We start from the raw sequence: 22575 nt of genomic DNA, 5'->3' as shown, positions 1-22575 counted from the left end.
TGGAATGTATTCACAGATCAAAGGCAGTAGGGGGCTTGCCCCCGATAGGGCCCACACAGCCAGCGAAAATCCAAAAAAAGCCCGCACCCACACTGGAATGTATTCACAGATCAAAGGTGGGAGGGGGCTTGCCCCCGATAGGGCCCTCACAGCCAGCGAAAATCCAAAAAAAAGCCCCCACCCAACCCACTGCGGATAGGGGACGCAATGGGTTGGGCGAGGGCTTCTTGTACGACTGTTTTACTGCGCGATAGTTTTCACCGACACGCCACGTTCGATCGGCGTCGAGCGGCCGTAGATGTCTTCGAAGCGTTCGATGTCGTCTTCGCCCAGGTAGCTGCCCGATTGCACTTCGATGATCTCCAACGGGATCTTGCCTGGGTTGCGCAGGCGATGCACCGAAGCGATCGGGATGTAGGTGGACTGGTTTTCGGTGAGCAGGAACACGTTCTCGTCACAGGTCACTTCGGCGGTGCCGCTGACCACGATCCAGTGTTCGGCGCGGTGGTGGTGCATTTGCAGCGACAGGCACGCGCCCGGCTTGACCGAGATGTGCTTGACCTGGAAGCGGCCGCCCATGTCCACCGAATCGTAGGAGCCCCACGGACGATACACTTCGCAGTGGTTCTGGGTTTCGCTGCGGCCCTGTTCGTTGAGGGTGTTGACCATCTGCTTGACGCCCTGGACCTTGTCCTTGTGGGCAATCATCATCGCGTCCTTGGTTTCCACCACCACGATATTGTCCAGGCCGATCACCGACACCAGTTTGCCGTTGCCGTGCACCATGCAGTTGCGGCTGTCCTGGATCACCACGTCGCCTTTGCTCACGTTGCCGTTGGCGTCTTTGTCGTTGACCGCCCACAACGATGCCCAGCAACCCACGTCGCTCCAACCGGCGCTCAGCGGCACTACGCAGGCGCGTTGGGTTTTTTCCATCACGGCGTAGTCGATGGAGTTGTCCGGGCAGCAGGCGAATGTCGCGTCGTCGAAGGACACGGTGTCGGTGGTCTGCTCGCTGCGTTCCAGGGTCAGCACGCAGGTGTCGTAGATGTCCGGATCGTGTTTTTTCAGCTCTTCCAGGAAACGGCTGGCACGGAACAGGAACATGCCGCTATTCCAGAAGTAACCGCCGCTTTTGACGAACTCGACGGCGCGTTTTTCATCGGGTTTTTCCACGAACTGTTGCACGCGGCTCACGCCTTCGGGCAGCAGCGAATCGTTGGTGGACTTGATGTAGCCATAGCCGGTTTCCGGACGGGTGGCCGGCACGCCGAACAGCACCATCTCGCCACGCTCGGCGGCTACGGTGGCCAGGGCCAGGGCACGCTGCAGGGCTTTTTGATCGTCGATCACGTGGTCGGCGGGCAGCACCAGCATCAGCTCGTCGCGGCCTTCGTTGACCAGCATCATCGCGGTCAGGGCCACGGCCGGTGCGGTGTTGCGGCCAAACGGTTCCATCAGGATGCGCTGGCATTCGAGCTTACGCGCGGCCAGTTGCTCGTTGACGATAAAGCGGTGGTCCTTGTTGCAGACCACGATCGGGGAGTCCATGCCTTCGAACACCAGGCGTTCCAGGGTTTGCTGGAACAGCGTGTGCTCGCCGGTCAGGGCCAGGAATTGCTTGGGGAACTGTTTACGGGAAAGCGGCCAAAGACGTGAGCCGCTACCACCGGAAAGGATTACTGGGATCATGGGTGTTTCTCCTTGAATTGATTTGGGTCAGAGCCTGTGGGGGGGTAAGCCCGCGCCCACAGGGTTAGCGTCAATTTCAGAATCTAATCAGCGGGTCGACACAGGGCGTTTCACCCACACTGGCGACAGGCTCGAACCCGAGCCCGTTACATACAGCACCGCCGCTTCACCACGTTCCAACGCAACCGGCTTCACATCGCCGACTTTCTTGTCACCGTCATACAACGCCAGGCTCACCTTCACCGGGTTGATTTCGCGCTCGCCACGGCCTTTGGCGGCCACCGACTTGACCACATCGGTCTTGCCATCGGCGGTTTTCAGGGTCAGGGCCTTGTCGCTGAGGTTCTGCACGCGCACCAGGGATTTCTGCTTGTTCTTGAACGGCGGTTCTTCGATCAGCTGTGGCTGACCGCTACCGCTGTTGACCAGGGTGTAGTAGTGATCGGCGGCGAGTTTGACCGGCACGGTCTGGCTGCCGACTTTGGCGCTGTAGTCACCGCCAGGCATAAAGCTGAAGTCGCTGCTGGCCAGTGGGGCCACTTCGCTCAGGTTGGTGTTGCCAACGGTAGCGCTGACTTCCTGGTTGCTGGCGTTGTATACACGCACGAAGCTCGAACCTTTTGGCGCGGTCGGGCCGTACAGGGCTGCGTCACCACCGGCGAAGGCGGACATCGATACGACGCTCAGGCCGGCAGCGATGGCCAGAGTCTTGGCGAGACGACGAGGAGTTGTAGTGAAAGTCATGTGAGTTACCTCTCTTTCAGTTTTGCGCCCGTTCGGGCGTCTCGGATTTTTCAAGGGTGTTGAGTGCCATGTTTTGTTGGCGCGAACCGGCTTGTTTAAGTTGCGCAACCCACGATGGGTCGGCATCACCGATTTCGTTGTTGACCGGCAGATAACGTTCAGGGAACTCCCAGATCAGTACCTGGGGCGGGCTGTTCTTGAAGTCGTCGCTTTTGAGGTAGCTGAGCATCGGCAGGATCGGGCCGTGGCCGTCTTCGGCATAGCTGATCACATCGCTGCCCAAGGCTTGCTTGAGGGCGCCGACGAAGTTCCAGTTGGGGTTGGCGCTGTAGCTGGTGCCCACCAGCGCCACTGGGGTTTCGCTGTCGCTGAACAGCGCGTCGTCGCCTTTGGTTTCGGCCAGGTGCGTGACGCGTTTTTGCAGCGGCTCTTTAGGTGGCATCAGGTTTTCGAACAGCGGGTCCAAGGGCAGGAACAGACGCAGGTCGCCTTTATGCGGCTCGGTTTTTTCGGCCTCGGTGACAAAGCGCTGTGGCTCGCCACTGAGCGGGGTCTGCTCGGCAATCGCCTTGGCCAGTTGCTTGGCGGCGACTTCCGCGCCGTCCGGCGTCCAGTGGGTGTCGGTGCGCAGGAACACTTGCTTGCCGCTCAATTTGGCCTGTTGCAGCGGGCCAAGCAGGTCGGGGGCCGGGATCTTGTCGGCGGCGACACGGGCGTGGAAGTCCTGATACAGGTTGGCGTGGATGCTGGCCGGCTTCACTTCACCCAGGTGTTCTGGATACAGGCGTACCTTGGCCGGCACGATCGCCATCACCAGTTGAATGCCCTGGGCCTTGAGCTTCTGGCGCACACCTTCGACCAGCGCGTAGTTGCCTTCCAGGTTCTGGTCTTCGTTGACGGCGGGGTTGAACTCCTCGTCGCTGTACAACCAGTGATCGCGGCCCAGTACCACGCCAGGACGGCCTTCGTTGAACAGCTTGTAGTCCAGCGCGGCCCACAGGTTGGTGCCCAGGCGTTTGATTGGGAACTCGTCGTCGTAGTGGGTTTCGACGGCTTTGGTCCAGCGACCGTTGAGCACAGTGGCGTCGGCGTTGGTGCTAAAGCCGAAGAAGCTGCGCAGCGACCAGGCGCCCAGTGCCAACAGCAGCACCAGGAACAGGCCGATATAGAGGACGCGTAATGAACGGGTCATGGTCGGCTCCCTCAGAATTGGAAGTAAAGGAACGGCGAGAAACTCTGCGCCGACAGTTTGAGAATCGACGCCACGAATAGCAGCAGCACCGCAGCGCGCATGGCGTAGCGTGGCCAGTCAGCGGTCCAGTAGGCCGGTTGCACGGCAGCGTCCTGGCCCACGGTAAAACCGGGCTGGTGGATGCTGCCGGGGTTGTCGCCCGGTACGGCCTTGATCAGGCTCGGGTCGGCCGGCTTGGTTTTGTCGGCGGGGCGGTTGGTGTAGAAGTCGCGCAGGCCGAAGAACGCCAAAGTCGCATACGCCACCACCAGGGTTGCCACTTGCAGGCCAGTGAGGCTGGCGCGGTTGAGTTCCGACAGCGACCACTCGCCAAAGCTGAACATCGCACCGTACATACGGCCGGCGACGTGCAGGTTTTCGGCGCGGAAGATCACCCAGCCCATCACCACCAGCAGGAAGGTGAAGGCCCAGCGCAGCACATTGAAACTGCGCGGCGCGGTGTTCAGGCCGATGGCTTTTTCGATCGCCAGCCACATGCCGTGCCAGGCGCCCCACACGATGTAGGTGATGTTCGCGCCGTGCCACAGGCCACCGAGCAGCATGGTCAGGAACAGGTTGCGATAAGTAATCAGCGTGCCTTTACGGTTGCCGCCCAGGGTGATGTAGAGGTAGTCACGCAGCCAGGTCGACAGGCTGATGTGCCAGCGGCGCCAGAACTCGGTGATCGACTGGCTGATATACGGCTGTTTGAAGTTTTCCATAAAGCGGAAACCCATCATCAAGCCCAGGCCGATGGCCATGTCGCTGTAGCCGGAGAAGTCGAAGTACAGCTGCGCGGTATACGCCAGCGCGCCGAGCCAGGCATCCCCGGTGGTGGGGTTTTGCAGGGCGAAGCAATGGTCGGCCACCACCGCCAGGGTGTCGGCGATAAAGACTTTCTTGATAAAACCCTGCATGAACCGCGTGCAGCCCTCGGAGAACTTATCCAGGGTGTGGGTGCGGTTGTTGAACTGGTCGGCCAGGTCGCGGAAACGCAACACCGGGCCGGCGATCAGGTGCGGGAAAATCGCCACGAACGCCGCAAAGTCGATGAGGTTGCGCGTGGCCGGGGTGTCGCCACGGTATACGTCGATGATGTAGCTGATGGACTCGAAAATGTAGAACGAGATACCGATCGGCAACAGCACGTGGGTCAGGATGAACGGCTCCAGGCCCATCGATTTCATCATCACGTTGATGCTGTCGACACCGAAGTTGGCGTACTTGAAGTAGCCGAGGATGCACAGGTCGACGGCCACGCCGAGCAGCAGCCAGCGTTGGGCCGGTTTGGTGCGCACACCGGCGGCACCGACCTTGAGGCCGATCCAGTAATTCCACAGCGTCACGGCGGCGAACAGCGCCAGGAAGTCCACTCGCCACCAGGCGTAGAACACGTAGCTGGCAATCAGCAGCAGCAGATTGCGATAGCGTTGCCCGCTCAAGTAATACAAGCCGAGAAAGATCGGCAAGAACAGAAACAGGAACACATTGGACGAGAAAACCATCCCGATCTCTCCATGTTTAACCAACAGTCAAGGGCCAGAGCCCCCCCAAACCCCCCACGAAAAAAACGGGGGGCGGTACTACATTCCTACTGATGAAACCGGCTCAAAAATGTGGGAGGGGGCTTGCCCCCGCTGGCGGTGAGTCAGTCACCGGATGTATCAACTGATACACCGCTATCGGGGGCAAGCCCCCTCCCACATGTCTAACCGCGTTGCGTCAGGAGCCTTTATTGCCTTTCTCATGCGCCGGGTCGTAGACCTTGGTCAGGTCGCCGCCCAGGCGGAAGGTCTTGAACGGCTGCATGCCATGCTTGCGTTCGATCACATCCGGTGCACAGGTGTAGAGGTTGCAGAACGGTTCGAGCCAGGCGAATTTCATGGCCTGCTTCAGGTCCTTCATGTCCTGTTCCTTGCCGTTCTTCTGCTCGAAGATTTCCGGGTCTTTAACCCCGGCCAGCACCTTGTCGCCCAGGCGCTTGAGCGCGCTGTTGTTTTCCTGGCGCAGGTCCACGCCGTTGACCAGGGCGAAACTGGCGATCATCGACAGCGGCGGCAAGGCGTAGTTGTGGTACGACAGCGCGCGTTGCTGGCGCTTCAATTCGTTAGGCAGGAAACCTTGGTCGTCGACCTGGTTCACGCCGACCTTGTATTCCTTCACCGCCCAATCGAACAGGTCGCGGCGGTTGGTGGCGATGGAGGTTGCCATCACCGACCAGGCGGCCCAGTAGGAGTGGTTGTTGGTCTTCTCCAGCGGCAGGTTGTCCCAGTCGCTCACTACCTGATCGGCCAGTTTGTTGAACCAGGCTTCGATCAGCTGCGACTCCTGCTGGTGGTTGGCCAGCGGGTGCGAGTCGGAGAACTTCAGGCGCACATAGGCCGAGGCCATGCTGCCCAGCGCCCATTTGCGCATGGACTTGCCGGTGTGGTTGAAGTCCTTGGACATCAGCGCATCGGCCTTGGCCCAGGACACCAGCCAGTTCAACGTGCATTCGAGCTGCTCGGGGCGACCGTCGCGCATGAACTGCATCACGCGCTTGCTGGTGTCTTTTTCCAGCTTGGTAATGTCAGCGGTGCTGTCGCGGAACGCCTGCTCGGACTGCACATTCAGCGTGGCGCGTGCCTTGTCCGAACCTTCGTACTTGCTGCGAAATTGCAGCGGCCCGGTGTAGGGCGTGGGCATGGTGTCGCAGTTTTCCTTGAAGTCGCCGGTCTTGAACGCTTCGATCGGTGCGAAATAGCCCTGGGGCGGACGCAGCGGCGCGGCGGCGTTGACGGCGCCGGCGAACATCGCCAGGCCCAGCAGGGTAGGGAGCATCAGCTTTTGCATAAGTAACCTCACTTCCCGAGTTGGGCGGTCTGTTGACCACCGCTTGGGAATACGTTGCGTGTGCAAATTTTCGCTTCGACCTTCTGCGCGGCAGTGCCCTTCTCCGGGCCCTGCACTTCCACGGCCAGCAAGTTCTGCGAGGCCCAGTCTTCGTCGGTGCGCAGTTCAAAGGCGAAACGCCCGTCTGTATCGGATGTTTCGGGTTTCTCGATCTTGATGTCCTCGTGGCGCCCGTTCATGTACCAGAGGGTGGCTTGCAGGGTTTTCACCGAGGTGTCGGCGAAGCGGATGTCGACCTGATGGTTGGCGTTGCGCAGGTCTTTGTTCGAACTGTTGACCAGCAATTCGTTCTTGCCCGGTTTCAAGGTGGCGCTGGCGCTCATCTGCGCGGGCTTGCCTTCGCAGCCGTTGTCGAGCAGCGACATCATCTGGCGGTAGATGGTCTCCTGGTCGAGGCGATACAGCGGCGAGAATTCCCAGATCAGGATCTTCGGCGGGCTTTTCTGGAACTCGTCGCTGCCCAGGTACTGCAGCATCGAGCCTTCCAGGCCGCCGCCGGGGAAGGCGACGTTGAGGATGTCGGCGCCGATTTCTTCTTCCAGGAACCCGGCGAAGTTGTAGTTCTTGCCGCTATGGCTGGTGCCCACCAAGGTGATCTGCGGGTTGCCGGAATCGCCGAACAGGTCGCCGTCGCCCGCTTCGCCCTTAGGCTCGGTGGTGAACTGGTCCATGTACTGGATCGCGTAACTGGTGCCGCACAGTTGCCCGGCCATGTTGTGCAGGGTGCCGGTCTTGCCCATGCGCCCGGAGCGCTTGGTTTCGAATTCACGCTTGGGAATATCGGCGAATTCCGGCATTTGCTTGACCTTGGCCGCGACGATTTTCGCGGTGCGCTGGGCGCCGTATGGGGTCCAGTGTTGGTCGCCACGGAAGTAGAAATCGTGGGCCGGTAGTTCGTCGGGCAACTGCTCGTTGGTCAGCGGCGACAGGTCCGGCACCACGTAACCCATCTTGGCGAAACGGCCGAGCATGGTCTTGTAGTTGGTCAGGGCCTTGTCGAAGTCGTACGAGGCTTTCTCTGCGGGATTGAGCTTGTTGCGGTTCACCAGGCCACGGGTCGGCTGGTAGACCACCACCAGTTCCACGCCTTTGCTTTTGAACGCGTCATGCAACTGCTGCATGCGCTTGTAGCCGGCCGGGGTGGTGTCGAACTCGGTGCGCAGGTCTTCCTGGGTACGGAACAGCCAGTCGCCCTGGGCTTGCACCAGGGTGGTGAAGTTCTGCTGGTAGCGTGTGGTGTAGTTCTTCGCGTCGTGGGCGGCCGGGCACAGGCTGCAGCACGGTTCGGCGGTAAAGGTCGGTGCCTTGACTTCGTCGGCGCGCACGCCCTGGCTGGCCGCGAGCAGGCCGAGGGTCAGACCCGAGAGGCTCAGCAGTTTGATCATGTGTGGGTGCATAAGGGTCATCCTCAGTCCTGCATTTCGGTCTGGCGTTCGACAGGGTCGATCAGCACGGCTTTCTGCTGGCGCACCAGCAGGTCGAGAATTTCTTCCTGGCGATCGCCGAGGACGCCGGAGAAGCTGATGCCACTGGATTTGGTCGGCGCCAGCATCGACACGCGGTACAGCTCGATACTCAACGGCGAGTCGATGGACAGCGGCCCGCTGCCGTTCCCCGCCAGTTCACCGCCGACCACGATCAGGGAAACCTTGGCGTCGAACGGATCGAGGGCGATGTCGCGGTCGGTGTCGGTCAAGTCCTTGATGTGGCCGTAGACGCCGGTCAAACCGTTGGCCATCGCGACGTTTTCGTACAGCTTGATGTTTACGCTGTTACGCACGCGGATGCCGTGGCGGCGGTTGCTGATCACCTTGTTGCCCCACAGCAGGTTGTCGCCGCTCTCATAGAGGGTGATGCCGTCGGTGTGGTTGCGGTAGATCTCGTTGTCGGCGATCAGGTTGTTGACGCTGTTACGGTCGATCACCAGGCCCGAGAGTTTGTTGTCGTAGCTGCGGTTGTTGAAGATGAAGCTGTCGTTCACTTCCCGGGAAATGATGATGCCGTGCTTCTTCTTGGTGCCGTAGACGGTGTTGTCCGCAATGATCAGGCCGTGGGAACGGTCGTGGGGGTCAATGCCGTAGACGATGTTGTCTTTGTAGGTATTGCCCTTGATCACGAAGCCGGTGGTCTCGTAGCAGTAGAAGCCGTACCACATGTCCGAGAACTCTGAATCAATGATCCAGCCGGTCGGCTCAGGACGCTTGAGTACCTTGGCCATATTCGGCGTGTACTGGGAAATACTCACCCCGTACGACTTACTGTTGGCGTAGCCGAAACTGGCCATTTTGCTGTTGGCGACGTAGGTCTCGGTGCCGCCCCAGGCCAGCAGGAACGGGCGGAATTCCTTGGGCGACTTGAACAGCGCCGGGCCATTGGCCTTTTCGCTCCAACCGGTGATTTTGGTGTCGCGCACAAACAGCTGGCCGTCGTTGATCAGGAACGAACCGGCTTCCTGGGACAGGCGCAGCTCTTGGGTGCGCTTGTCGATTTCGAGGATGCCCTTGCGCCCGACCACGATCGGCAACTTGGCCAGGAACACGCCCGGCGAGGTTTCGCTCAGGTACTGCTTGGGCACTTTGCCCAGCAGGTCCTTGAGGTTCATGTAGCCGTCGTCGATAAAGATCGCCTGGGGAATGCCATGCTGGCGCACCACCCATTCGGCCATCTTGTTATCGCCGCCGATAAAGTCCTTGAGCGCGTCTTCCTGCATCATGCGACGGATGCTGATTTTGCCCGGCTTGGTGCGTACGATCTTTTTTTCCATGGCCGCGGCGGTGTAGCCCGACAGGTCGGGCAGGGCCGGCTTGGCCATTTCCAGCGGCGCGGTCGGCGGGCTGGAAATGGTGTAGGTCTTGGCCTGTTGCAGTTCCTTGGCGATGGTCGGCGCCTTGGCCGTCGTATCGGCAAACGCGGTGGTACTGGCCACCAGCATTGCCGCGACGAGTAGGCTTTGAGCATTCATTGCGCAGGCTCCCATCAGAATTTCCAGATCACGTCGACAAACGCGCGATGCATGTACGAGTCGACCTGGCTGCCGTAGGCGTCACCCGGTTTGAACACACCCGCACGCAAACGCACCAACGCCGACGGCTCGTCGATCGACTGGCTGAGCGCGGCCGGCAGCAAGCCGGTCTTGAAGTACTTGGTGACCACCAGGTCCATCTCCTGACCCAGGTCTTTCTTACCGTCTTCCAGCGGCAGGGACGTGCTGGAGAGGATCGCGCCGGTCACGTCGTCGGTGTTGTTCTGCACCGCGTCGATACCGTTGCTGCCCACCGGCTTGTTGCCGTCCACGCGCCAGAACTTGTGGTACACCAGGCTGGCGTCATAGTCCTCACGCAGTTGCCAGGAGCCGAACAGGCTCATGGACTGCATGTTGTTCATTTCGCCGCGAAACGCTTCGCCGAAGCGATGCACACGGGATTGGGTGCCGGTCCAGTTCGAACGGTTGCTCTGCAGGCCGTTCTGTTCGTATTCGGCGCTGGCGCGGGCATAGGCCGCACCCACTTGCCACTGCGGGTCGAGACGCAGGCGGATACCCAGGTCGGTGGCCCAGCCGTTCACGTTATCGCTGCGCTTGGCCTGGTCCGGGCGGCTGCCGTCTGCTTTGAGGGCGTTGACCGTGTCGCGGTCGCCCTGCATACCGGTGACGCTGGCCCAGTAGTTGACGGTGTTGGTGTTGCGCCAGTTGTAGGCGTCGCTGTTGGCTTCGATGCCGAGCCAGGTCAGGTCGCCGTTTTCGCGCTTGTCCAACGAGTCGGTGGGCACGCCCGGTTCCGGGTAATCCAGCTTGCCGTCGTCATGGGTGTGATGGCCGCGCAGGCCGATCCACTGGCCCGGCATCCACTGGTAGGAAGCGTCGGCGTAGAAGTGCTGGCGGTCCTTGTCCTTGGGCGACAGTTCCTTGAGGTCGGTGCGGTATTCGCTGAAGCGTTCGGCGGCGCCCACATTGGCTTTGAGCAAAGTGGTGTCGAAGGTCCAGTTCAGCGCTTCGATGTTGGTGTCGCGCCATTGGCCGTCGTCGTTGCGCAGGCGCTGGCGGCCGAACTTGAGGATCTCGCCGGGGTAGGGCGTGAAGCCGCTGTAGCCCACCCAGAACTCACGCATCGCCAAGTAGTTTTTCTTGGCTTTGCGGTCGTCATTGGTGGTGGGCTGGTCTGCGTCATCGGCCGACTGTTGCAGGGTGTCGGTCTCGATAATGTCGCTGGACACCACCGCCTGGCCCATGGCGTAGGCGCTCCAGTTGCCGCTTTCGCCGTAGATCCACGGGCGCAGGTCCAGGCCGACGCCGTTGACGTCGCCGCCTTTCTGGGTGCCCAGGTCGCGGTCGTCTTCGGATTGCGCGGTGGCTTTGACTTCCAGGCCGAAATTCTTGGCTTCGGTCAGCGCGGCCAGGGTCGGGCACGACCACAGCAGGGCGAAGGTCAGGCCAATACCGGCCTTGACGAATGGGTTGAGCTTCATAGGGATTCCTCGCCGTCTTCTTCTTGCAGGGCGTGCAGTTGCAGCGTGCTTTGGGCCAGGGTGCCGCGCGCGGCCAGCTCCTGTTGCACCAGGCGTTGGCCTTGGGCGCGTTGTTCCGGAGTCAGCGGGGCTTCGAGCTGGGCGGCCAGGTCATTGGCCTCCGGCGTGTCCTGGGCCTTGGCCAACTGGCTGAAGACATAGGCATTGACGGGGTCGGGCTTGGTGCCCTTGCCTTGGGAAAACAATTGGGCGATGGCGAAATCGGCGCTGTTCTGGCCGTTGCGCGCAGCGGTCAGCAAGTGGTCCAGGGCCTTTTGCGGGTAGACCTTGCCCAGGTAGCCACGGCGATAGATCTGGCCGAGGTAGTAATCGGCGGCCACTTCTTTGCCAACGGCTTTTTCGAAATGCGCTTCGGCGGCCTTTGCATCGGCCGGCACCCACTTGCCTTCGTAGTAGAGTTTGCCGAGCAACAGTTCAGCGCGCGGCTGGTCGGCGGCGCGGCCGTTGTCCAGGTACTTCATCATTTGGTCGACGTCGCCCAGTTCGGGGAAGTCGTAGAGCAGTTGCGCCAGGCTGACCCAGGACGCGGGGTAGCCGGGGGCGATTTTTTCCAGCAGCGCCTGGGCCGTCTTTTCGTCGGTCTTGCCCAGGGAGGCATCACCCAATACGCGGGCAACGCTATCGACCCGTTGAGCGGTGACGGTGCCACGGCTGTAGCCGGCTTCCATCTGCTTGAGCAGTTCGGCTTGTTTTTCTGGCTCGGCTTTCTTCTGATAGACCGTAGCCAGTTCGACGTAGCAAATATCGGTGGTGTTCAGCGCGGCTTTGCAGATGCGCTCCACATCATCCAGATGCTGATCGTAGGTGTTCTGGGTGCGATACAGCAGCACCTGGGCCAGGCCCGCTTCCGGATAACCCGCCGCCTGCCACTGACTGATCTGCTGCTGGGCATTCACATTGGGAAAGCTGTGAGGGTATTGCAGGTACAGCATCGCCAGTGGAATCAGGGTGTTGCCTTCGCCATTGGCAAAAGCTTTTTTCAGCAGGGTTTCGGCTTCGTGGTGCTCGGCCTCGGTGGCGCCGGGCTTGGCCACCAGCAGGCGACCCAGGCGCGCCTGGGCGCGGGGCGAAGTATCCGCTGCGGCGCGGTACGTGGCCTCGGCCTGTTTGATCTGCGCCGGGTCACGAGTGCCAACCTGGATATCGGCCAGGCCCACTTGGGCCTCGCTGTAACCCAGGTCGGCCAGTTGCTGGTAGTTCTGCTGCGCGGTGACGGTGTCGCCGCGCTTGAGCGCTTCATTGGCCAGGCGTTGGTCGGGCAGGCCGACGCAACCGGCCAGCGAGATGGCCAGGGCCAGCGCACAGTAGGCCGAGGCGAAGTGGGATTTGCGCTGTGCGGGAGATGGCTTGCCTGCGAGCGTATCGGCGCGGTCAGCCTGGTAAACCGAGTCGCCAGCATCGCGGGCAAGCCCGGCTCCCACAGGGGCCAGTGTTGTTGTCGAGATAAGGTTCACAGGCATGTCCTCGCTTACAGACCGTGAGCCATGGCTTTGTCGATCAGCCAGTTCAGCGATGGGCCGCGGTCGCTGATCACTTCCACCGGGCGGCCGGCGTAGGTGCTGTCCAGCGGGGCATCAGGCTTGATCTGCACGCGGATGTCGGAGGACAGGTCGGCGCTGTTCAGGCTGGTGCTGCTGACGATGGTGCCGGTGCGGGTCTGTTCTTCGTCGGCGACCTGGAAGCTCACCGGTGTACCTGGGCGCACGTCGGCGAACTGGCGATAGGTGAAGCGCGCTTCGACGTTGGCTTCGCTGCCGCGTGGAACCAGTTGGAAGATCACGTCGCCCTTGCTGGCGTATTGGCCGTCGGCGACCAGTTGCTGCGCCACCACGCAATCGCAGGGCGAAGTCAGGGTGCCGGTCATTTGCTTGCCGAACAGCTCTTCGACTTTGGCCGGTTGCAGTTGGTCTTCGTCGAGGTGGCCTTTGAGCACATCGAGCATGCTGGTGCTGAAGGTGGCCAGCGGCGCGCCCTTGGCGGCGACCGCATCACCTTTGAGCAGGCTCTGCACGGTGCCGTCGCGCGGCATGGTCACGTTCATGCCCGGTACGCTGACCAGGCCGGCCTGGGCGTGGCTGACAAAGTACATGCTGTAGATCGACTTGAAGACGAACCCGAACGCTGCCAAGCCAACCAGGAAGATCGCCAGGCTGAAGGTCACGGCACGCAAGCGACCGAAGGCGCTCATGTTGCTGCCGCCGTCCTTGACCTTGCGCGCCTTGGTGAAGTTGTCGCGCTGCAGAGTCGCCAGCACGTCGCCCATGGTCACGATGTCACCGGACAGGTGCGAGGTGATCAGGTGGCGCAGGGTGGAAATATCCTGGGCGTCGAGGTTCTGGAACTGGCAACCGGTGCGGCCGGTCTGGCGGTCGTAGGAGCGAATCTGCAGCTCGACGTCCATGGCCAAGCCAAGGTTATCGATGACGAATTGCAGACGACCCTTGTGCACTTCACCCACGTTCAGCGGCTGGGTGGCGGTGAACGCCAGGCCGCCGGCGGACAGGTCGATCACCCGTGCTTCGGTCTGGCTGCGGTCGGTGTTGAAAAAGCGCAGCTTGGCCGGGATTTTGACCCGGGCGTGCTGACGCTGGGCTTCGGATTCGTGGACAACGTTGGCGTTTACTTGGCTGTTCATGACTGTGTAATTCCTAGGTTAATTCAGGCTTGGCTGGGTCAGACCATCATCAGCAACACGGCGACGAAAATGCTGCCGGCGGAGAAGGTCATGGTCCGAGACGACCAGGTGTTGAACCAACGTTGAAAGCTGGCCAAATCGCGGGTCAGTTTGGTGTCCTGGCGGGTCCAGGACTGTTGATCAAGGCGGAAGAACACGTAGATCTTCACCAACGCGCCCATGATCTGGTTGTAATAGAGAATCAGCGGGTAGGCCGGGCCGATCTTGTGGCCGGAGCACGACAGCAGCAGGGTCAGGATCAGGCGGGTGATGCCGATCCACAGCAGGTACGCGAGGATGAATGCGCCGCCGTACTTGAAGGTGGCGATGATTGCCACGGTCAGGCCGAGCAGCGAAGTCCACATCGACACGCGCTGATCGAACAACACGATGCTGGTGAACAGACCCAGGCGACGCACACCCAGGCCCAGGGCACGGGAGTTCTGACGCAGGTTGTTGCCGTACCAGCGGAACATCAGCTTGCGGCTGGCCTTGATAAAGCTCTTTTCCGGCGGGTGTTCCACGGTGTTGATCGCGGCATCCGGCACGTAGAACGTGTCGTAGCCCAAGCGCATCAGGCTGAACCAGCTGGACTTGTCATCACCGGTGAGGAACTTGAAGCGGCCCAGGCGCCAGTGTTGCAGCGAGTCGCTTTCCACGTCAGCAATAAAGCCCGGGTCGGTGACCACGCTGGCGCGGAATACCGACATACGACCGGTCATGGTCAGTACGCGCTTGGACAGGGCCATGGAACACATGTTGATGTGGCGTTGGGCGAAGCGCAGCTTGTGCCACTCGCTCATGATGTAACCGCCGCGCACTTCGCAGAACTCGTTGGTGGTCAGGCCGCCGACGTTGCCGAACAGCTGGAACCACGGCACGGTCTTGCGTACAACGCCTTCGGCGAGCACGGTGTCGCCGTCGATCACCGCCACGACCGCGCGGTCATCCGGCAAGTGACGCGAAATAGCACGGAAACCGAAGGCCAGGCCGTCGCGCTTGCCGGTGCCAGCGATACGCACGAAGTCGAGCTTGACGTGTTCTGGTGGGTTCATCTTTTCCCACAAGCTCTTGACCAGCAGCTCATCGGACATTTCCACCAGGGAGCAGACCACGGTGGTCGGGAAGCCACAGTCGATCGCTTCACGGATCACCGAGCTGTACACCTGGGCAGTGGTCAGGGCATCGATGCGGAAACTGGTGACCATCAGAAACACATGGGACGGGTCGGCAGCCTTGCCCAGCTTGCGGACTTTGCGGCGCAGGTGCGGGTAGACCACATACAGGAACAGCATGCCGCGAAAGAAATGCGTAGCGCCCATCGAGTAGCGCCAGATACCGACGGCGCCAATCAGGAAAATAAAATTCTTCGACTCGGAGTCGAACGTACTCGCCGGCAACAGCAGGGCGAGTCCCATCAGCAGGCTCAGAAACAACAGCCAGCCGGCGGATTGGAGGAGTACGTGTTTTAGCGTGGACATAAGCGTCATCCGAAGGTGAAGAAGGCTTCAAGCTGCAAGCGCTGGGGATAAGGACGCTTGCAGCTTGAAACTTGCCGTTGCTGTTACCAGCAAATGCCTTCAGTACGGCCGCTCGCGCTGGTTGCCTTGGACATGAAGCCCACCAGATCGACCACTTGCTTACCTTCCGGCGCGTTATGGGCCAGGGAGCGGAACTTCTCGTCGCGGTTGCCCAGGATGATCACGTCGGAGTTGTTGATCACATCGTCGAAGTCCGAGTTGAGCAGGGACGACACGTGAGGGATCTTGCCTTCGATGTAATCCTTGTTGGCGCCGTGAACACGCGCGTATTCGACGTTGCTGTCGTAGATGCTCAGGTCGTAGCCCTTGCCGATCAGCATCTCGGCCAGCTCGACCAGCGGGCTTTCACGCAGGTCATCGGTACCGGCCTTGAAGCTCAGGCCCAGCAGGGCGACTTTGCGTTTGTCGTGGCTGGAGACGATGTCGAAGGCGTTCTGCACCTGGGACTCGTTGCTGCGCATCAGGGAGTTGAGCAGCGGTGCTTCCACGTCCAGGGAGCCGGCGCGGTAAGTCAGGGCGCGAACATCTTTTGGCAGGCACGAGCCGCCGAAGGCGAAACCTGGGCGCATGTAGTACTGGGACAGGTTGAGGGTCTTGTCCTGGCAGACCACTTCCATCACTTCGCGACCGTCGACACCGACCGCTTTGGCGATGTTGCCGATTTCGTTAGCGAAGGTGACTTTGGTGGCGTGCCACACGTTGCAGGTGTACTTGATCATCTCGGCGACGGCGATGTCCTTGCGGATGATCGGTGCGTCGAGTTCTTCGTACAGCGACTGCAGGACATCGCCGGAGGCTGTGTCGAATTCGCCGATGACGGTCATCGGTGGCAGGTCGTAGTCGGCGATGGCGGTGGATTCGCGCAGGAATTCGGGGTTGACCGCGACGCCGAAATCGACGCCGGCTTTCTTGCCGGAGCAGTCTTCGAGGATTGGGATCACCACGTTAGCGACGGTGCCCGGCAACACGGTGCTGCGCACCACGATGGTGTGGCGGGTGGTCTTGTCACGCAGGACAAAACCGATCTCGCGGCATACCGATTCGATGTAGTTGAGTTCCAGATCGCCGTTTTTCTTGCTCGGCGTGCCGACGCAAATCATCGACAGGTCGGTATCGCGGATGGCTTCGGCGAAGTTGGTGGTGCCGCGCAGTCGACCCGTTTGGATACCCTGGCTCAACAGTTCGCCCAGACCCGGTTCAACGATTGGCGATTTGCCAGCGTTGATCAGGTCGATCTTTTCCTTGGAGATGTCCACACCGACCACTTCGTGGCCACGGGCAGACAGGCAACCGGCACAGACTGCGCCAACGTAACCCAAACCAAATATGCTGATGCGCATCGCATTTACCTCATTGTCATTGAAGACGGTGTTAATCATGCCAATAGATGGCCGGAGTTCATGTTTGCAAGCGTCACTGTTTCCACGAAAGTTAGGCGAATAGACGCCGACTTACCGTGTACAGGCATGTTAAATAGTGAGTGTCTAACAATTGCACTCAAGTTGTGCGCAACGTGGCCTTGTTATTGGGGCCTGCCCTCAAATGCAGCCAGCCTTCCTGGGAGAAGGGCCTGGCGCCAGTGCCGCAGAGCTTTGATAAGGGCAATAAGCCTTTAAATATCAAAGCCTTGGGATGTGTCACTGACCCATTGGGGTAAGCACGACCTTGGCCTTATAGTTTGTGGCAATAATTCCTTATCGCCGCCTTTAACTAATCAGTTGGTAATATGACCCATGAGTCGAAGTTGAATATGACAACTTCGCTACTTCCGTTGGTCGCCATGTAAGTCATCTCTTACAGAAACCGAGAATTTCGTTACCGGTGGTATGAGCGGCGCTTTAGGATGAAGTTCCTAGCCGCTCATCCTGTTTCCAGAAATTTCTTGAAATACGAGAGGAGATGGCACTAGTACTATATTGATAGCACTTGCTATTTGGGCCAGTAGTTGTGGGGAGTTGGCGCGCGGGGATAGTTTTGTGCCACTAGTGTGAAAAAAAACCGGTGCCACTACGAAAAAAAACGATGAATGTCGAGTGAAACTATTGATAGGGTTGTGTCGTGATATTTTTTGACGTCAAATAAATGACGATTTCGATGTAAAGGGAAAACAAAAATGTGGGAGGGGCTTGCCCACCGATTGCGTTGGTCAGTCAATTTATGTATCGACTGATGCGCTGCCATCGGGGGCAAGCCCCCTCCCACATCTGCATTTTTTTGTCTGAGAGAGGCGGGTACGGCCTTATTCCGGTGCGTGGTCGCGTAGAAACACCAGGTTGTCCGGCTTAGACTGCTCTGCATTGAAGCGGTAGCCCTGTACATCAAACCCCTTGAGCTTTTCGGGGTCATTGATGCGTTCTTCGATCACAAAACGGCTCATCATGCCGCGCGCCTTTTTTGCGTAGAAACTGATGATTTTGTACTGGCCGTTTTTCAGGTCCTTGAACTCGGTGTTGATGATCCGCGCGTTCAGGGCCGTGCGTTTGACTGCCGAAAAGTACTCGTTGGACGCTAGGTTGAGTAGCACATCGTCACCTTGGGCGGCCAGGGCTTCGTTGAGCCATTCGCTGATGCGTGTGCCCCAGAAGGCGTACAGGTCCTTGCCACGGGCGTTGGCCAGTTTGGTGCCCATTTCCAGACGATACGGCATCATCAGGTCCAGCGGGCGCAGCAGGCCATACAGGCCTGAGAGCATGCGCAGGTGGTCCTGGGCGTAGCTGAAATCGGCGTCGCTGAACGTTTCCGCGTTCAAGCCGGTATACACGTCGCCCTTGAAGGCCAGCAGGGCCTGCTTGGCGTTTTCGGGGGTGAAGGCGGGCGTCCAACTGCCAAAGCGCGCGGCATTCAGGCCGCCGATCTTGTCGGAGACGTGCATCAATTCGCTGATCTGCGCCGGGCTGAATTCGCGCAGTTGCTCGATCAGTTCCTGTGAGTGATCCAGGTACTGCGGCTGGGTGAAGCGCGCAGTGACCGGCTTTGACTCGAAATCGAGGGTTTTGGCGGGGGAAATCACCATCAGCATGAAGTTGGCTCCTGTAATCGTGGGCGCGATTCTAGGGGCTTGGGCGATTTGACTCCACCTATGATGGCGATAGGCGCGATCCGCTATGATGGCCGGTAGTTCTGGAGAGGGAGACCCTGTGTGCGAATAGCGCTTTTATTGTCCGCTTGTCTGTTGTGCCTAAGCGCCCAGGCCGCGCCGGTGGACGTGGCCAGCCTGGACCGTGGCATCTGGCCCGAAAAGCTCAGCACGCCGGCGCTGTTCGATGTGGGCTCGCGCGCCGAAATCCTGATGTTCGCCCACAGCCTGCTGGCCAGCGAGTCCCAGGATGAAGCGGCTCTTAAACAACGCCTGGGATTGAAGATCATCAACCTGGCGGCCATCAACGACCTGCGCCGTGAGCTGTGGCAACGCTTGCTGGAGAACTACAGCGTCGCCCAGCAGAGTTGCGAGGTGGATGCGTCGTTCTGCTACCTGGTGGAAAACATGGACGACCTTCGCGAGGAGGCCGGCAAGTTCCAGATCAGCGAAAGCTCCTTCTATATAGATTGGGCCGCCCCCAGCCATGCCTTCCATGAGCGCTACCTGGACGAACTGCTGCGCAAGGCCGCGCTGTTTCCGCAGATCAGCAGCGAGGTTGCGCGGTTCGGCGACCATGAACGCAATGGCGATGAATTCAATGACCGCCTGTTCCTGCTGACCTTCGACGGCGGCCCCGCGCCCGTCAGCGGCAACACCGATTGGCTGGCCGACTATCTGCGCAAACAGAAGATGAACGGGGTGTTCTTTGTCCTCGGTAGCAGCCTGCAAACCCGCGTGGAGCGCAGCTCCGCCGCCGACGTGCAGGCGCTGTACCAAGGCCAGTGTGTGGGCACCCAGGGCTGGCAGTACCGTTCCCATAGCCATTGGGTGGACTGGCAAAGCTCGATCACCCGCAGCGCTGCGCTGGTGCAGAACCTGATGCCGGAAAACTACCTGCCGCTGTTTCGCCCACCCTATGGCCAGCGCCGCGCGGACAGCCAGGGGTTTTTCCAATCACAGGGCTTGCAGGTGGCGTTGTGGGACATCGATTCCCAGGACGAGCCGGGCAAGCTCAAGGCTGAAGAATCGGCGCAGCGCGTGCTCACGCTGATGCTGTTATGGCGCAAAGGCGTGATTGTGTTTCACGACACTCAGGACAAGGCGCGGGTGGCATTGCCGTGGTTGCTGCAGGCGACCGCGCAGAGCGGCCTGGGTTGGCAGGACTGTCGCGAAGCGTTTCGATGAAGTGCCCGGCCCTGTTGGGTTTGCGCAAGTTTCGGGGTGATTTTGTGCGACATTTCGATGCAGGCGGACTTCCGACTTTAACGGCGCAGCTGGCACTCGGCTAGTGCTATTCGTCATCCTGAAAAATAAACTTCAAAAAAGCGTCAAAGTGCTTTTTCCTGTCACACGTTTTGCGGTATTACGAAGTCAGATCGCCGAAACCTGCAGCACAGGTGGCGTCTTCCAAGACTCCTCATGTGGGCATGCACTTGACGTCACTCAGGTGCATTCGGTGGTCGAATCGAGGCGCAGCACCGCCCAGGTATTGCGTCGACTGGCTCCCACAAAAGGTGACCGAGTATGGATGATCATGGACGTAACCCTTCTTCCGACCAGCCAATCCTTTATGTGCTTGATACGAATGTATTGATCCACGATCCAAACGCACTGCTCAATTTCGAAGAACACCACGTCGCCATCCCGATGATCGTGCTTGAGGAGCTCGACAAACTCAAAAGCGGCCACCACAGCGTTGCCGCCGAATGTCGCCAGGCCATCCGCCTGATCGACAAGACCCTGGGCGAGGCCTCGCCTGAAGATGTTGAAGTCGGTGTGCCGATCCAGCGCGGCAAGAGCGGACCCAAGGGCTTGCTGTCGATTCTGATGAGCAAGCGCAGCGAGCCCAACAGCCTGCTGCCGGAAAACCTGAACGACAACAAAATCATCAACCAATTGATCGACCTGCACGCGCGTGACAAGGACCTGCGTCTGGTGCTGGTGACCAAAGACATCAATATGCGCCTCAAGGCTCGCGCATGTGGGATCGCGGCCGAGGACTACAGCACCGACCAACTGGTCGACGACGTTTCGATGCTATCCCGTGGGTATCACACCATGACCGGTTCGTTCTGGGACCGTGTCAGCAAGGTGGAAACCCGTCAGGACCATGGCCGCACCTGGCATCAGGTACAACTGATCGACAACCTGCCGGCGGTGCATATCAATGAATTCATCATCGACGAACAGGGCTTCGTGGGCTGGATCAAAGAGATCCAGGTCGACAAGCTGCTGATCCTCGACCTGCATCAGGAACCCCTGTTGCACCAGGAAGCCTGGGGCCTGAAACCGCGTGATATCTACCAAAGCCTGGCGCTGTATGCGCTGTTGGATCCGGATATCCATCTGGTGAACCTGACCGGTGCCGCCGGTTCCGGTAAAACCATCCTGGCCCTGGCGGCCGCCATCGAACAGACCATGGTCACCAAGCGCTATCGCCGCATCATCGCCACCCGCAGCGTGCAGGGCCTGGACCAGGAAATCGGCTTCCTGCCCGGCACCGAAGCGGAAAAAATGGAACCGTGGCTGGGGGCGATCACCGACAACCTCGAAGCCTTGCACATGGATGACGAAAACACCCATGGCAGCGTCGACTACATCCTCAGCAAAGTGCCGTTGCAGTTCAAATCCCTCAACTACATCCGAGGTCGCAGCTTCCAGCAGAGCCTGATCCTGATCGACGAATGCCAGAACCTGACACCGCACCAGATGAAAACCATCATCACCCGTGCCGGCGCCGGTTCCAAAGTGGTGTGCCTGGGCAACCTGGCACAGATCGACACTCCTTACCTGTCCGCGACCAGTTCCGGGCTGACCTACCTGACCGAACGCTTCAAGGATTTCCCGAACGGCGTGCATATCGCGCTGCAAGGGGTGCCTCGCTCGATTCTGGCGGAATACGCAGAGTCGCATCTCTGAGTCGCAAGCTTTAAGCTACAAGCTGCAAGTGGGTCCGGTGAGCTTTTGACCTGCCGCTTGCAGCTTTTAGCTTTTTTGCTGCCTCAAGGAGGCCTCGTGCTGACTCATCTCGATTCCCAAGGTCGCGCCCATATGGTCGACGTCACCGACAAGTCCGTGACGTTCCGTGAGGCGGTGGCCGAAGCGCGGGTGCGCATGCTGCCCGAGACCCTCAAAATGATTGTCGACGGTGCCCACCCCAAGGGCGACGTGTTCGCCGTGGCCCGTATCGCCGGGATCCAGGCGGCCAAAAAGACCAGTGATCTGATTCCCCTGTGCCATCCGCTGATGCTGACGGGCGTCAAGGTCGAGCTGGCCGCTGAAGGGGAAAATACCGTACATATCGTCGCGCGCTGCAAGCTCTCGGGGCAGACCGGCGTGGAGATGGAAGCGTTGACCGCCGCCAGCGTCGCCGCACTGACCATTTACGATATGTGTAAGGCGGTGGATCGCGGCATGACCATCGAAAACATTCGCCTGCTGGAAAAACTCGGCGGCAAGAGCGGGCATTTCAAGGCAGACCAGGCATGAGCATCAACGTATTGTTTTTTGCGCGTTACGCCGAGGCGGTGGGCTTCGATTCGCTGGAGATGGAAGGCGAGTTTGCCACCGTGGATGCCGTGCGCCTGGCCTTGGCCAGCGACCCCGAGTTCGCCGTACTTAACGAGGCGAGCCTGATGTGCGCGCGCAACGAGGAGTTGTGTGATCTGGACGAACCGGTCTTGGCCGGTGATGACGTGGCGTTTTTTCCGCCCGTGACCGGAGGCTGAACGTGGCCATTCGTGTGCAGGTGGAGGCCTTTGATCCGGGTGCGCAAGTCAATGCCATGCACGCCGCGAATGTAGGCGTGGGCGCGGTGGTGAGCTTTGTTGGCTACGTGCGCGACTTCAACGATGGGCGCGATGTGTCTGGCATGTTCCTCGAACATTATCAGGGCATGACCGAAAAGGCCCTGGCCAAGATCACCGCCGAAGCCGAGCAGCGCTGGCCATTGCTCAAACTGGAAGTGCTGCACCGCGTCGGCGCCCTGGAGCCGGGCGAGCCGATTGTGTTCGTCGCGGCTGCCAGTGCCCATCGCCAGGCGGCGTTCGACGCCTGTGCGTTTGTGATGGACTATCTGAAGACCCGTGCGCCGTTCTGGAAGAAGGAAAACACCCCGGAAGGTGCGCGCTGGGTGGAAGGGCGAGACAGCGACCACACTGCGGCGGATCGCTGGAAGTAGTACGGTCAAAAATCAGCT

Annotated in this window: 18 protein-coding genes; 5 read left to right on the top strand and 13 right to left on the bottom strand. The window is 60.0% G+C overall.

The window, feature by feature from the left end:
• Positions 1-240: 240 nt before the first annotated feature.
• From YA0848_RS04525 to yaaA, 13 genes are all read right to left on the bottom strand, one after another.
• Positions 241-1692: a mannose-1-phosphate guanylyltransferase/mannose-6-phosphate isomerase gene (locus YA0848_RS04525; protein WP_169902778.1), complete on the bottom strand. Its 1452-nt coding sequence runs from the start codon at positions 1690-1692 to the stop codon at positions 241-243.
• A gap of 87 nt (positions 1693-1779) precedes the next feature.
• Positions 1780-2436, bottom strand: coding sequence for an alginate O-acetyltransferase AlgF (locus YA0848_RS04520; protein ID WP_034095990.1), 657 nt, complete (start codon positions 2434-2436; stop codon positions 1780-1782).
• Between the two features lie 16 nt (positions 2437-2452).
• A complete protein-coding gene (locus YA0848_RS04515; protein ID WP_034095991.1) occupies positions 2453-3628 on the bottom strand; it encodes an alginate O-acetyltransferase in 1176 nt (391 codons plus the stop codon).
• An 11-nt stretch (positions 3629-3639) separates the two neighbouring features.
• Entirely contained in the window at positions 3640-5172 is a 1533-nt protein-coding gene (locus tag YA0848_RS04510; RefSeq protein ID WP_034095992.1) for an MBOAT family O-acyltransferase, read from the bottom strand.
• Between the two features lie 217 nt (positions 5173-5389).
• Positions 5390-6499 carry a mannuronate-specific alginate lyase gene (locus YA0848_RS04505; RefSeq protein WP_034111835.1) on the bottom strand — a complete coding sequence of 370 codons (1110 nt, stop codon included), beginning with the start codon at positions 6497-6499 and terminating at the stop codon, positions 5390-5392.
• A gap of 8 nt (positions 6500-6507) precedes the next feature.
• The gene (locus YA0848_RS04500) at positions 6508-7956 is read right to left on the bottom strand and encodes an alginate O-acetyltransferase (RefSeq protein WP_034096761.1); all 1449 of its coding nucleotides are present in this window, start codon (positions 7954-7956) and stop codon (positions 6508-6510) included.
• A gap of 11 nt (positions 7957-7967) precedes the next feature.
• Positions 7968-9536 carry a mannuronan 5-epimerase AlgG gene (gene algG, locus YA0848_RS04495; RefSeq protein WP_034095994.1) on the bottom strand — a complete coding sequence of 523 codons (1569 nt, stop codon included), beginning with the start codon at positions 9534-9536 and terminating at the stop codon, positions 7968-7970.
• Entirely contained in the window at positions 9536-11023 is a 1488-nt protein-coding gene (locus YA0848_RS04490) for an alginate export family protein (protein ID WP_034095995.1), read from the bottom strand. The genes algG and YA0848_RS04490 overlap by 1 nt, the downstream gene beginning before the upstream one ends.
• Positions 11020-12543 (bottom strand): alginate biosynthesis TPR repeat lipoprotein AlgK, encoded by a 1524-nt coding sequence (gene algK, locus YA0848_RS04485; RefSeq protein WP_231980868.1) that lies wholly within the window; start codon positions 12541-12543, stop codon positions 11020-11022. Before algK ends, YA0848_RS04490 begins: the two co-directional genes overlap by 4 nt.
• An 8-nt stretch (positions 12544-12551) precedes the next feature.
• Positions 12552-13718 carry an alginate biosynthesis protein Alg44 gene (locus YA0848_RS04480; protein ID WP_034095996.1) on the bottom strand — a complete coding sequence of 389 codons (1167 nt, stop codon included), beginning with the start codon at positions 13716-13718 and terminating at the stop codon, positions 12552-12554.
• 38 nt (positions 13719-13756) lie between these two features.
• On the bottom strand, positions 13757-15247 hold the full coding sequence (gene alg8, locus YA0848_RS04475) for a mannuronan synthase (protein WP_034095997.1): 1491 nt from the start codon (positions 15245-15247) through the stop codon (positions 13757-13759).
• Between the two features lie 74 nt (positions 15248-15321).
• Positions 15322-16638 carry a nucleotide sugar dehydrogenase gene (locus tag YA0848_RS04470; RefSeq protein WP_047881700.1) on the bottom strand — a complete coding sequence of 439 codons (1317 nt, stop codon included), beginning with the start codon at positions 16636-16638 and terminating at the stop codon, positions 15322-15324.
• An 899-nt stretch (positions 16639-17537) separates the two neighbouring features.
• Positions 17538-18317 (bottom strand): peroxide stress protein YaaA, encoded by a 780-nt coding sequence (yaaA, locus tag YA0848_RS04465; RefSeq protein WP_040267337.1) that lies wholly within the window; start codon positions 18315-18317, stop codon positions 17538-17540.
• 120 nt (positions 18318-18437) lie between these two features.
• Here yaaA and YA0848_RS04460 point away from each other — a divergent pair, with 120 nt between their 5' ends.
• The 5 genes from YA0848_RS04460 to moaE all read left to right on the top strand — a co-directional run bounded on the left by YA0848_RS04460 (position 18438) and on the right by moaE (position 22557).
• Complete coding sequence (locus tag YA0848_RS04460) at positions 18438-19562, top strand: polysaccharide deacetylase family protein (protein ID WP_034095999.1); 1125 nt, start codon at positions 18438-18440, stop codon at positions 19560-19562.
• Between the two features lie 339 nt (positions 19563-19901).
• A complete protein-coding gene (locus tag YA0848_RS04455) occupies positions 19902-21296 on the top strand; it encodes a PhoH family protein (protein ID WP_024073562.1) in 1395 nt (464 codons plus the stop codon).
• Positions 21297-21392: 96 nt separating this feature from the next.
• Positions 21393-21866 carry a cyclic pyranopterin monophosphate synthase MoaC gene (gene moaC, locus YA0848_RS04450; protein WP_034096000.1) on the top strand — a complete coding sequence of 158 codons (474 nt, stop codon included), beginning with the start codon at positions 21393-21395 and terminating at the stop codon, positions 21864-21866.
• Positions 21863-22105 carry a MoaD/ThiS family protein gene (locus YA0848_RS04445; RefSeq protein WP_034096001.1) on the top strand — a complete coding sequence of 81 codons (243 nt, stop codon included), beginning with the start codon at positions 21863-21865 and terminating at the stop codon, positions 22103-22105. The genes moaC and YA0848_RS04445 overlap by 4 nt, the downstream gene beginning before the upstream one ends.
• 2 nt (positions 22106-22107) lie before the next feature.
• Positions 22108-22557, top strand: coding sequence for a molybdopterin synthase catalytic subunit MoaE (gene moaE / locus YA0848_RS04440; RefSeq protein ID WP_169902776.1), 450 nt, complete (start codon positions 22108-22110; stop codon positions 22555-22557).
• Positions 22558-22575: the final 18 nt, after the last annotated feature.

This window comes from Pseudomonas sp. S4_EA_1b (genome assembly GCF_016307435.1).
Taxonomy (GTDB): Bacteria; Pseudomonadota; Gammaproteobacteria; order Pseudomonadales; family Pseudomonadaceae; genus Aquipseudomonas; species Aquipseudomonas rhodesiae.
This window is presented reverse-complemented; position numbering and strand designations above follow the sequence as displayed.

Coding starts and splice junctions, on each gene's coding strand:
- yaaA (WP_040267337.1), bottom strand. CDS start 18,317: ATGCTGATGGTGATTTCCCCCGCCAAAACCCTCGATTTCGAGTCAAAG.
- YA0848_RS04470 (WP_047881700.1), bottom strand. CDS start 16,638: ATGCGCATCAGCATATTTGGTTTGGGTTACGTTGGCGCAGTCTGTGCC.
- YA0848_RS04510 (WP_034095992.1), bottom strand. CDS start 5,172: ATGGTTTTCTCGTCCAATGTGTTCCTGTTTCTGTTCTTGCCGATCTTT.
- YA0848_RS04490 (WP_034095995.1), bottom strand. CDS start 11,023: ATGAAGCTCAACCCATTCGTCAAGGCCGGTATTGGCCTGACCTTCGCC.
- YA0848_RS04480 (WP_034095996.1), bottom strand. CDS start 13,718: ATGAACAGCCAAGTAAACGCCAACGTTGTCCACGAATCCGAAGCCCAG.
- YA0848_RS04455 (WP_024073562.1), top strand. CDS start 19,902: ATGGATGATCATGGACGTAACCCTTCTTCCGACCAGCCAATCCTTTAT.
- YA0848_RS04505 (WP_034111835.1), bottom strand. CDS start 6,499: ATGCAAAAGCTGATGCTCCCTACCCTGCTGGGCCTGGCGATGTTCGCC.
- algK (WP_231980868.1), bottom strand. CDS start 12,543: ATGCCTGTGAACCTTATCTCGACAACAACACTGGCCCCTGTGGGAGCC.
- YA0848_RS04515 (WP_034095991.1), bottom strand. CDS start 3,628: ATGACCCGTTCATTACGCGTCCTCTATATCGGCCTGTTCCTGGTGCTG.
- alg8 (WP_034095997.1), bottom strand. CDS start 15,247: ATGACGCTTATGTCCACGCTAAAACACGTACTCCTCCAATCCGCCGGC.
- YA0848_RS04520 (WP_034095990.1), bottom strand. CDS start 2,436: ATGACTTTCACTACAACTCCTCGTCGTCTCGCCAAGACTCTGGCCATC.
- YA0848_RS04445 (WP_034096001.1), top strand. CDS start 21,863: ATGAGCATCAACGTATTGTTTTTTGCGCGTTACGCCGAGGCGGTGGGC.
- YA0848_RS04525 (WP_169902778.1), bottom strand. CDS start 1,692: ATGATCCCAGTAATCCTTTCCGGTGGTAGCGGCTCACGTCTTTGGCCG.
- YA0848_RS04500 (WP_034096761.1), bottom strand. CDS start 7,956: ATGCACCCACACATGATCAAACTGCTGAGCCTCTCGGGTCTGACCCTC.
- algG (WP_034095994.1), bottom strand. CDS start 9,536: ATGGGAGCCTGCGCAATGAATGCTCAAAGCCTACTCGTCGCGGCAATG.